Annotated in this window: 9 protein-coding genes; 7 read left to right on the top strand and 2 right to left on the bottom strand. The window is 64.1% G+C overall.

Translation table 11 applies throughout. The annotated features are described in order from the left end of the window. Positions 1–208: 208 nt before the first annotated feature. Together FAS41_RS28190 and desA are read right to left on the bottom strand one after the other, a co-directional pair. Positions 209–1177, bottom strand: a complete 969-nt coding sequence (locus FAS41_RS28190) for a GGDEF domain-containing protein (protein ID WP_024762123.1) — start codon at positions 1175–1177, stop codon at positions 209–211. A 138-nt stretch (positions 1178–1315) separates the two neighbouring features. Beyond that, positions 1316–2497 carry a delta-9 fatty acid desaturase DesA gene (desA, locus tag FAS41_RS28185; protein ID WP_138526610.1) on the bottom strand — a complete coding sequence of 394 codons (1182 nt, stop codon included), beginning with the start codon at positions 2495–2497 and terminating at the stop codon, positions 1316–1318. Between the two features lie 165 nt (positions 2498–2662). Between desA and FAS41_RS28180 the strand changes: the two genes are divergently transcribed. The 7 genes from FAS41_RS28180 (at position 2663) to FAS41_RS28150 (ending at position 10242) form a co-directional block, all read left to right on the top strand. Beyond that, positions 2663–4936 (top strand): putative bifunctional diguanylate cyclase/phosphodiesterase, encoded by a 2274-nt coding sequence (locus FAS41_RS28180; protein ID WP_138526609.1) that lies wholly within the window; start codon positions 2663–2665, stop codon positions 4934–4936. Between the two features lie 140 nt (positions 4937–5076). Further along, the gene (oscA, locus tag FAS41_RS28175; protein ID WP_017520779.1) at positions 5077–5259 is read left to right on the top strand and encodes a sulfur starvation response protein OscA; all 183 of its coding nucleotides are present in this window, start codon (positions 5077–5079) and stop codon (positions 5257–5259) included. A 171-nt stretch (positions 5260–5430) separates the two neighbouring features. Continuing rightward, a complete protein-coding gene (locus tag FAS41_RS28170; protein ID WP_138526608.1) occupies positions 5431–6429 on the top strand; it encodes a sulfate ABC transporter substrate-binding protein in 999 nt (332 codons plus the stop codon). A 123-nt stretch (positions 6430–6552) separates the two neighbouring features. Beyond that, complete coding sequence (gene cysT, locus FAS41_RS28165; RefSeq protein WP_138526607.1) at positions 6553–7371, top strand: sulfate ABC transporter permease subunit CysT; 819 nt, start codon at positions 6553–6555, stop codon at positions 7369–7371. Positions 7372–7381: 10 nt separating this feature from the next. After that, positions 7382–8254, top strand: a complete 873-nt coding sequence (gene cysW, locus FAS41_RS28160) for a sulfate ABC transporter permease subunit CysW (RefSeq protein WP_138526606.1) — start codon at positions 7382–7384, stop codon at positions 8252–8254. Between the two features lie 14 nt (positions 8255–8268). Then, positions 8269–9258, top strand: coding sequence for a sulfate/molybdate ABC transporter ATP-binding protein (locus FAS41_RS28155; RefSeq protein WP_138526605.1), 990 nt, complete (start codon positions 8269–8271; stop codon positions 9256–9258). Positions 9259–9492: 234 nt separating this feature from the next. Further along, a complete protein-coding gene (locus FAS41_RS28150; protein ID WP_138526604.1) occupies positions 9493–10242 on the top strand; it encodes a sulfite exporter TauE/SafE family protein in 750 nt (249 codons plus the stop codon). Positions 10243–10284 lie beyond the last annotated feature (42 nt).

The following is a 10284-nucleotide window of genomic DNA, read 5'->3' as shown; positions in this document are numbered from 1 at the left end:
GGGGGGGACAAAGGCGTGTCAACGTAGGAAGCGATCCTACGCCGGGAATCCGACAGAAGGCAAATCAGTATTCGTAAATCATTGATTTATAAGGCGCCATAATCCCGACATAGGCATTTTGACAGCATAAACGTACACCTTCGTATCTGCGCGAAAAGGATTAGTCGGAAAGTATTAATGTATCCGCCGCGGACACGGCAGATGTGTTTCATCCCTGAACAATACGATCCTTTCCGGTACGTTTTGCCTGATACAGCGCCGCATCGGAACGGCTGTAGAGCGCGGAAAGATTCTGGTCATCCGGCTGTAGCAGCGTCAGCCCCTGACTGATGGTGACGCTGAAGAAATGCTCGGCCTCGTTGAAGCGCAGACGCTGCACTTCCCGCTGCAGGCGCTCGCCAATCTGCCGCGCCATGTTTTCGTCGCAGCCGGGCAGCAGCACGGCGAATTCCTCTCCGCCGATACGGCCGAACAGATCACCGCGACGCAGCGCGCCCGCCCCACTCTGAGCGATGCGCTGCAAGACCACGTCACCGACCTGGTGGCCGTAGACGTCGTTGATCTTCTTGAAGTCGTCCACGTCCAGCAGCAGGAAGGCCAGCGGCGTGGAGGTCGCCTTGCAGTCGCGGAAGGCCTGCTCGGCGCTGTCGAAGAAGTAGCGGCGGTTGCTGCTCTGGGTCAGCACGTCGGTGGTAGCCAGGCGGTGCAGCTCGGTTTCCAGGTGCTTCTTGTCGGTAATGTCCTCGGCGATGCCGACGATCATCAGCGGCAGGCCGGCGTCGCTGTGCTGACTGACGAAACATTTGTCGCTGAGCCAGCGCACTTCGCCATCGGCACGCAGGATGCGGTACTCGCGCTGCTCGATGGCGCCGCGCTCCAGCACCTCCTGCAGGGTGCTCTGGGCGTAGTCCAGGTCATCGGGGTAGATGCAGTTGCGCCACTCGTTGTAGTCCGCCAGCAGCAGCGCAGCGGAGCGGCCGAAGATGCGTTCGTACGCCGGACTGACATAGACCATGCGCTGCGCCTGCCAGTCGAAGGCCCAGAGTACCGAGTTCACGCTCGCCAGCAGCGCACTGAAGAGCTGTTCGCGCTCCTTCAGCCGGGTTACCTCGGCACGGCTGTGCAGCAGTGCCAGCAAGGCCTCTTCCTGATCGGCCGGCAATTTATTCTCATCCATGTATCAGCGTCCTCCCGCTCATTGACCGGGGCTATGACCGCAAACTACGCCAGGCTGCTGCAAATTAAACGAAAAGCCCGCCGAACGGCGGGCTTTTCTGAGACGCATCTCTCAACGTCCTAGGACGTTTCCGCCATATCAGACGGCCGGACGCAGGGAGTAGGTCTTCAGTTGCTCGGCGAACTCGCGCAGGGACTGGATGCCGCTGGCCTCCGCCTCGTGCACCCACTGCTTGATCGCGGCGAGCATGTCGTGGCCGTTGGCGCTGGTTTTCACCCAGATCTGCTGCAGGGCCAGGCGCTTCTCGTAGATCACCTGCAGGGATTGGCTCTGCGCGAGCAGATCCTGGATGCGCGCATGATGGCGCTCTTCCAGCAGGCTGGTTTCACGCGAGAGCAGGCGCTTGGCGCGGCGGAACAGGTGGCGCACCGACTCGTCGGCCTTGGCCACTTCCTGCTTCACCAGCGGACCGATCACCAGCTTGCGGTACTGGGCCATGATCTGGAACCGGTTGTTGAGGATGGCCATGGCGGTATCCATGTCCAGGCTGCCCTTGCCTTCCACGCGATGCGCGATGGGCGCCACGCGGGCAACCTTGGCCAGGCGCAGGAAGCTGAACACCTTGATCCAGGCCCAGCCCAGGTCGAATTCCCACTTCTTCACCGACAGCTTCGCCGAGTTCGGGTAGGTGTGGTGGTTGTTGTGCAGCTCCTCGCCGCCGATCAGGATGCCCCAGGGCACAAGATTGGTAGCGGCGTCACGGCACTCGAAGTTGCGGTAGCCGACAGCATGGCCCAGGCCGTTGATGACGCCGGCGGCCCATACGGGGATCCACATCATCTGCACGGCCCAGACGGTCATGCCGAGCACGCCGAACAGAGCGAGGTCGATGATCGCCATCAGCACGATGCCGCCGGTGGGATAGCGCGAGTAGACATTGCGCTCGATCCAGTCTTCCGGGCAGTTCTTGCCATAAATACGCAGGGTGTCGGCGTTCTCCGCCTCCTTGCGATACAGCTCGGCGCCAGTACGCAGCACGGTACCCAGGCCCTTGTACACCGGGCTGTGCGGGTCTTCGGCGGTTTCGCACTTGGCGTGGTGCTTGCGGTGGATGGCCGTCCACTCGCGGGTGTTCATGGCCGTGGTCATCCACAGCCAGAAGCGGAAGAAATGCTGCAGCGCCGGATGCAGCTCAAGCGCTCGGTGCGCCGAGTAGCGGTGCAGATAGACGGTGACGCTGACGATGGTGATATGTGTCAGGACCAGGGTGACTGCCACCAGTTGCCACGGCGACAGGTCAAGGAAACCGTTGTACCACATAGGCGATACTGTACCTCGGAAGGGGTGTAGGACTACTCCCTGGCAGGCAGGGACAGCCGCATTATCACCAAGCGGGTCCGGATTACCATCCGGTCTTTTAGATACGAACGCGGCCAACTGGCCATCATTTATACTGCGCAGCCAATAAATCCACCCCACTACCGCATGAATCCACGCCTCAGCGCCCTGCGCATCAGCTTTCTGTACCTGATCGCCGCCACCCTCTGGGTCTGGCTGAGTGACCAATGGTTACAAAATGTCCTGCATGACCCCGCCTCACTGGCGCGGGCGCTGGAGCTGAAGAAGTACGGGTTCCTCGCACTCACTTTCCTCGTGCTGTTCTTTCTGCTCTGCCGCCACTTCCGCCGGCAGGACGCCGCGTTCGCCGCACTGGCGGACAAGGAGCAGCGTTTGAGCCGCGTATTCGAGGTGGTCGAGGACGGCATCTGGGACTGGGACCTGGAAACCCAGCGCGTCTACTACTCACCCGGCTACGCCAACCTGATCGGCCTGCCCCTGGAGCACCTGAGCGACGACCTGCTGCTCTGGGAACAGCGTCTGCACCCGGAAGACCGCGCGCGCATCCTCGCCCTGCACCAGGACTGCATCCAGGGCTTGCGCACACGCCTGGAGTGCGTCTACCGCATCCGTCATGGCGACGGCAGCTACCGCTGGGTCCGCAGCCGCGGCCGCCTGACCCGCGGCGAGGATGGTCGCCCGCTGCGCCTGACCGGCGTCAACCGCGACATCACTCACCAGCGCAGCAACGAGGATCACCTGCGCCAGGCTGCCGCCGTATTCGAGGCGACCCAGGAAGGCCTGCTGGTGACCGACGCGCGCGGCGTGATCGTGCACACCAATCCGTCCTTCTCACGCATCACCGGCTACAGCGCCGAAGACGTGCTTGGCGGCGAGCCGTCACTACTCAAATCCGGCCGTCAGGACGCCGCCTTCTACCAACACATGTGGACGGCCCTGCACGAGAACGGCGTCTGGAGCGGCGAGATCTGGAACCGCCGCAAGAGCGGCGAGGTTTATCCGCAGTGGCAGCACATCCGTGCCGTGCGCAATGAGGAGGGTGAACTGACCCACTACGTCGCGGTGTTCTCCGACCTCAGCAGCCTCAAGCGCTCGCAGCACGAGCTGGATTTCCTCGCCCACCACGACCCGCTTACCGGCCTGCCCAACCGCCTGCTGCTGCGCGAGCGCATCGACCAGGCGCTGGCCCGCGCCGAGCGTGAACAGGGTGGTGGCGCACTGCTGAGCATCGATCTCGATCACTTCAAGCACATCAACGACAGCCTCGGCCACAACATTGGCGACCAGCTGATTCGCGCCGTCGCCGAGCGCCTGGAAAGCTGCCTGGATGAACGCTGCTCCCTGGCCCGCCTGGGCGGCGACGAATTCGCCGTGGTCCTCGAGAGCCAGCAGCCGCACCATGCCAGCAGCCTCGCCCAACGCCTGCTGGAAGCGATGAGCGCGCCCTTCGAGGTCAACGAGCAGACCATCTACATGTCGGTGAGCCTGGGCGTCAGCCTGTTCCCCGAGGACGCGCGCAACGTCGACCACTTGATGCAGCATGCCGACGCCGCGCTGTTCCAGGCCAAGGCCAGCGGGCGCAACCTCTACGCTTTCTATACCCCCGAGCTGACCGCCCGCGCGCGCTCCCATGTGCAGGTGGAATCGGCGCTGCGCCATGCGCTGGACCATGACGAGCTGCGCCTGTACTTCCAGCCGGTGCACGACCTGGCCACGGGCCGCATGGTCGGCGTCGAGTCACTGGTGCGCTGGCAGCATCCGCAGAAAGGGCTGATCGCGCCCGGCGAATTCATTCCGGTGGCCGAGGAAAGCGGCCTGATCACCGCCATCGACGCCTGGGTGCTGGAGCAGGCCTGCCGGCAGATGCGCCAGTGGCTCAACGCCGGAATCCATCTGGACTTCATAGCGGTCAACGTCTCCAGCCGGCTGTTCGGTCGCGGCGGCCTGGAAGAGCGTGTGGCCCTGGCCCTGGAGCAGAGCGGTCTGGAGCCGCATCACCTGGAGCTGGAAGTCACCGAAAGCGCGGTGATGGAGAACTTCGACCAGGCCCTGGAGCTGCTCTGCCAATTGCGCCTGCTGGGCGTCCACCTGGCCATCGACGACTTCGGCACCGGCTACTCCTCGCTGATGCGCTTGAAGCGCATGCCGGTGCACAAGCTGAAGATCGACCAGGGATTCGTCGCCGGCCTGCCGGACGACTCCGAGGACGCCGCCATCGCCTGCGCGGTGATCGCGCTGGGCCAGAGCATGGGCCTGCAAGTGGTCGCCGAGGGCATCGAACGTCCCGACCAGGCCGCCTTCCTGCTCACCCACGCCTGCGATTTCGGCCAGGGATACTGGTACGGCGCCCCGCAGCCGGCCGAAGTCCTGCTGGCACAATTACCGCGCGGAACCGCATGAATCCGCCCTAAAAACTTTCTGATATATAAAAATTCTTAAACAGTATTTTTAAGAATATCCAGCTCCTGCCTAAGATGCGCTCACACCGCACGCGCCGTTGGTGAATCGGCCGGTGGTCAACCCATTAGGAGCAGATACCCATGAGCGCAACCCTCCGTAGCCTGGACGGCCAGGACGAAGCCAACATCCTGCGCGAAGTGCAGAGCGCCCTGCGTGGCCTGCGTTTCGGCGCCGTCGAGATCACCGTGCACAACGGCCAGGTGGTGCAGATCGAGCGCAAGGAAAAATTCCGCCTGCAACAGAGCCCGGGCAAGCCTGCCTGAGCCACCGTGTCCCTTTATCAAGGGGCAGGACTGGACCACCGGAGCGTCGCCATGACCGCACTGCCCCACCGGTACTGCAGCTGCCAGCCACGAATGCGTGGCTGACATCGCCCCCCGAAAGACCCTGCCAAACAAACACAAATAGAACTGCATTTTTTTCAGGAGCTGCACATGTCCATCCGCCGTTTCGCCCTGGCCGCACTGGCCAGCGCCTTGATCGCAGGCCCCGTCTCCGCCGCGACCCAACTGCTGAACGTTTCCTACGACCCGACCCGCGAGCTGTACCAGGCCTACAACGCCGCCTTCATCAAGCACTGGAAGGCCCAGGGCGGTGACGACCTGACCGTGCAGCAATCCCACGGTGGCTCGGGCAAACAGGCCCGCGCCGTGATCGACGGCCTGAAGGCCGACGTGGTGACCCTGGCCCTGGCCGGCGACATCGACGAGCTGAACAAGCTGGGCAAGCTGCTGCCCGCCGACTGGCAAGCCCGCCTGCCCGACAACAGCACCCCGTATACCTCGACCATCGTGTTCCTGGTGCGCAAGGGCAATCCCAAGGGCATCAAGGACTGGGCCGACCTGACCAAGCAGGGCGTGGAAGTCATCACCCCGAACCCGAAGACCTCCGGCGGCGCCCGCTGGAACTTCCTGGCCGCCTGGGCCTGGGCGAAGAAGGAATACGGTAGCGACGAGAAAGCCCAGGAATACGTGCAGAACCTGTACAAGCACGTTCCGGTTCTGGACACTGGCGCCCGCGGTTCGACCATCACCTTCGTCAACAACAACATTGGCGACGTGCTGCTGGCCTGGGAGAACGAAGCCTTCCTGGCCAAGAAGGAACAGGGCGGCGAGAACTTCGAGATCGTCGTCCCGTCCGTGTCCATCCTGGCCGAGCCGCCGGTGGCCGTGGTCGACAAGACCGTCGACAAGAAAGGCACCCGCAAGGTCGCCGAGGAATACCTGAAGTACCTGTACAGCGAAGAAGGCCAGCGCATTGCCGCGCAGAACTTCTACCGCCCGCGTAACGAGAAGGTCGCAGCCGAGTTCGCCAACCAGTTCCCGAAACTCAACCTGGTGACCATCGACAAGGACTTCGGCGGCTGGAAAGTTGCGCAGCCCAAGTTCTTCAACGACGGCGGCATCTTCGACAAGATCTACCAGGCGCAGTGATGCGCCACCCGCCCGGCCCTGTGCCGGGCGGCCCGATCCGGGCGGGCCGGTGCACAGCCCGCGCGGAACGAAAACCCCCGCCCCATGGCGGGGGCTCAACGCGTTCACGAGAAAGGACAGACAATGTCGCGACGCATCTCCCCGGTCATACCCGGCTTCGGGCTGACTCTGGGCTACACCCTGGTGTATCTCAGCCTGTTGGTGCTGATTCCGCTGGGGGCCTTGTTCCTCAAGACCACTGAGCTCACCTGGGATCAGTTCTGGACCATCATCACCGCGCCGCGCGTCATCGCCGCGCTCAAGCTGAGCTTCGGCACCGCGCTGATCGCCGCCCTGATCAATGGCGTGATCGGCACCCTGCTGGCCTGGGTACTGGTGCGCTACCGCTTCCCGGGCCGCAAGATCATCGATGCGATGATCGACCTGCCCTTCGCCCTCCCCACCGCCGTGGCCGGTATCGCGCTCACCGCGCTGTACGCGCCCAACGGCATGGTTGGCCGCTTCGCTACCGAACTGGGCTTCAAGATCGCCTACACCCCGTTGGGCATCACCCTGGCGCTGACCTTCGTGGTCCTGCCGTTCGTGGTGCGCACGGTGCAGCCGGTGCTGGCGGACATCCCCCGTGAAGTCGAAGAAGCCGCCGCCTGCCTGGGCGCCAAGCCGCTGCAGGTGTTCCGTCACGTGCTGCTGCCGGCGCTGCTGCCGGCCTGGCTGACCGGTTTCGCCCTGGCCTTCGCCCGTGGCGTCGGTGAATACGGTTCGGTGATCTTCATTGCCGGCAACATGCCGATGAAGACCGAGATCCTGCCGCTGCTGATCATGGTCAAGCTGGACCAGTACGACTATACCGGCGCCACCGCCATCGGCGTGCTGATGCTGGTCATCGCCTTCGTTCTGCTGCTGTTGATCAACCTGCTGCAACGCCGCATCGAAACGCCTTGAGGAGCGCGCCATGAGTACCGCAAGCCTTTCCGCCGCGGCCGCTGCCAACGCTGCTCGCCGGGGTAATGTCTGGGGCCGCCGCGCCCTGATCGCGCTGGCCTGGCTGGCCTTCGCCGTGTTCCTGCTGCTGCCGCTGTTCGTGGTGCTGAGCGAGGCGCTGAAGCAGGGCTTCGGCACCTTCTTCGAGGCCATCCTGGAACCCGACGCGCTGGCCGCACTGAAGCTGACGCTGATCGCCGTGGGCATTTCGGTGCCGCTGAACCTGGTGTTCGGCGTGGCCGCCGCCTGGTGCGTAACCAAATTCGAGTTCCCCGGCAAGAGCATCCTGGTCACCCTGATCGACCTGCCGTTCTCGGTCTCGCCGGTGATCGCCGGCCTGATCTACGTGCTGCTGTTCGGCGCCCAGGGTTACTTCGGCGAGTGGCTGTCGGACCACGACATCCAGATCGTCTTCGCCGTGCCCGGTATCGTCCTGGCGACCATCTTCGTTACCTTCCCCTTCGTCGCCCGCGAGCTGATCCCGCTGATGCAGGAACAGGGCACGCAGGAAGAGGAAGCCGCGCGCCTGCTCGGCGCCAACGGCTGGCAGATGTTCTGGCATGTGACCCTGCCGAACATCAAATGGGGCCTGATCTACGGCGTGGTGCTGTGCACCGCGCGCGCCATGGGCGAATTCGGCGCGGTGTCGGTGGTTTCCGGGCACATCCGCGGCGTCACCAACACCCTGCCGCTGCACGTCGAAATCCTCTACAACGAATACAACCACGTCGCCGCTTTCAGCGTCGCCACCCTGTTGCTGCTGATGGCCCTCGTCATCCTGCTGCTCAAGCAGTGGAGCGAGTCGCGCCTGTCCCGAACCAAAGTCAAAGCTGACGATGAATAAGTGAGAGCCCAGCCATGAGCATCGAGATCCGTAACGTCAGCAAGAACTTCAACGCCTTCAAGGCGCTGAACGACATCAACCTGGATATCCACAGCGGCGAACTGGTTGCCCTGCTCGGCCCGTCCGGCTGCGGCAAGACCACGCTGCTGCGCATCATCGCCGGCCTGGAAACCCCGGACGCCGGCAACATCGTGTTCCACGGCGAGGACGTCTCGCAGCACGACGTGCGTGATCGCAACGTCGGCTTCGTGTTCCAGCACTACGCGCTGTTCCGCCACATGACGGTGTTCGACAACGTCGCCTTCGGCCTGCGCATGAAGCCCAAGAAGGAACGCCCGAGCGAGTCGCGCATCGCCGAGAAGGTCCACGAACTGCTGAACATGGTGCAGCTGGACTGGCTGTCCGACCGCTACCCGGAACAGCTCTCCGGCGGTCAGCGCCAGCGTATCGCCCTGGCCCGCGCCCTGGCGGTGGAGCCGAAGATCCTGCTGCTCGACGAGCCCTTCGGCGCCCTCGACGCCAAGGTGCGCAAGGAGCTGCGCCGCTGGCTCGCACGCCTGCATGAGGAGATCAACCTGACCTCCGTGTTCGTCACCCACGACCAGGAAGAAGCGATGGAAGTCGCCGATCGCATCGTAGTGATGAACAAGGGCGTGATCGAGCAGATCGGCTCGCCGGGCGAAGTCTACGAGAACCCGGCCAGCGACTTCGTCTACCACTTCCTCGGCGACTCCAACCGCCTGCACATCGGCGGTGACGAGCACGTGCTGTTCCGTCCGCACGAAATCTCGCTGTCGCGTTCCGAAGTGGCCGAGCACCGAGCCGCCGAAGTCCGCGACATCCGTCCGCTGGGCGCTATCACCCGGGTGACCCTCAAGGTCGACGGCCAGGACGAGCTGATCGAGGCCGAAGTGGTGAAGGACCACGACAGCCTGGCCGGCCTCGCCCGTGGCGAGACGCTGTACTTCAAGCCGAAGGCTTATCAGCCAGTGGCGAATATCTGAACCAACGTTCGGCCTATCCGCCCCCGGTCGGATCTCTGCGCAGCAACTTGCCCTCTCCCCCCGCCCTCTCCCTGATGGGAGAGGGGGCTATCCATGCCGGCTGATACCGAAGTTTTCTCCTGCACCGAACGGTCCCCTCTCCCTTCAGGGAGAGGGTTAGGGAGAGGGGCCGCGCTTCCCCAAGGCTTTCAAACCCTCGTATCCTGGCCGCCTTGCCTTCAATAAGACCCGGCCATGTTCGACACCCTCCCCCAGCACCTCGAACTGATTGTCCTCACCTTCCTCCTCGCCGGCCTGGTGAAGGGCGTGGTGGGGCTCGGCCTGCCCACGGTCGCCGTCGGGCTGCTCGGGCTGGTGATGCCGCCGATGCAGGCTGCCGCGATCCTCGTCGTTCCCTCCACCGTCACCAACGTCTGGCAGCTCGCCGCCGGGCCGCGCTTCCTCGGTCTGCTCAAACGCCTTTGGGGCATGCTCGTCGGCATCGTCGTCGGCACCTTGCTGGTAGGCTGGCTGCTGGCGGGGCGCAACTGGCCGGCGGCTACGCCGCTGCTGGGCGTGGCGCTGATCCTCTATGCGCTGCTGGGGCTCTCGAACAAGCGCTTCCGCGTGGCGCCACGGCATGAGCGCTGGCTGTCGCCGCTGATCGGCGTGATCACTGGCGGCGTCACCGCCGTGACCGGCGTCTTCGTGATTCCCGCGGTGCCTTTCCTGCAGGCGCTGGGACTGGAGAAGGACGACCTGGTACAGGCGCTGGGACTGTCCTTCACCGTCTCGACCCTGGCCCTGGCGATCACCCTCAGCCAGCACGGCTCGCTGCTGCAGGCCGATGTCCTCGGCCTGTCGCTGCTGGCCCTGCTGCCGGCGCTGGCGGGGATGTATCTGGGCACCTGGCTGCGCTCACGGATCAGCCCGCTGGCGTTCCGCCGCTGCTTCTTCGGTGGATTGCTGTTGCTCGGCGCGGACCTGGCCATCCGCGGCCTCTGAACCTCACGCCATGGCACTGCCGCTGTAGGGCGCATAACGCCT

This window comes from Pseudomonas nicosulfuronedens (genome assembly GCF_005877905.1).
Taxonomy (GTDB): Bacteria; Pseudomonadota; Gammaproteobacteria; order Pseudomonadales; family Pseudomonadaceae; genus Pseudomonas; species Pseudomonas nicosulfuronedens.
The sequence above is the reverse complement of the archived record's forward strand: the minus strand, read 5'-3'. Positions and strand labels throughout refer to the sequence as shown.

What these genes read in the sequence shown, in the direction of transcription:
- oscA (WP_017520779.1), top strand. Translation starts at nt 5,077, where the DNA reads ATGAGCGCAACCCTCCGTAGCCTGGACGGCCAGGACGAAGCCAACATC.
- cysW (WP_138526606.1), top strand. Translation starts at nt 7,382, where the DNA reads ATGAGTACCGCAAGCCTTTCCGCCGCGGCCGCTGCCAACGCTGCTCGC.
- FAS41_RS28150 (WP_138526604.1), top strand. Translation starts at nt 9,493, where the DNA reads ATGTTCGACACCCTCCCCCAGCACCTCGAACTGATTGTCCTCACCTTC.
- desA (WP_138526610.1), bottom strand. Translation starts at nt 2,497, where the DNA reads ATGTGGTACAACGGTTTCCTTGACCTGTCGCCGTGGCAACTGGTGGCA.
- FAS41_RS28155 (WP_138526605.1), top strand. Translation starts at nt 8,269, where the DNA reads ATGAGCATCGAGATCCGTAACGTCAGCAAGAACTTCAACGCCTTCAAG.
- cysT (WP_138526607.1), top strand. Translation starts at nt 6,553, where the DNA reads ATGTCGCGACGCATCTCCCCGGTCATACCCGGCTTCGGGCTGACTCTG.
- FAS41_RS28190 (WP_024762123.1), bottom strand. Translation starts at nt 1,177, where the DNA reads ATGGATGAGAATAAATTGCCGGCCGATCAGGAAGAGGCCTTGCTGGCA.
- FAS41_RS28170 (WP_138526608.1), top strand. Translation starts at nt 5,431, where the DNA reads ATGTCCATCCGCCGTTTCGCCCTGGCCGCACTGGCCAGCGCCTTGATC.
- FAS41_RS28180 (WP_138526609.1), top strand. Translation starts at nt 2,663, where the DNA reads ATGAATCCACGCCTCAGCGCCCTGCGCATCAGCTTTCTGTACCTGATC.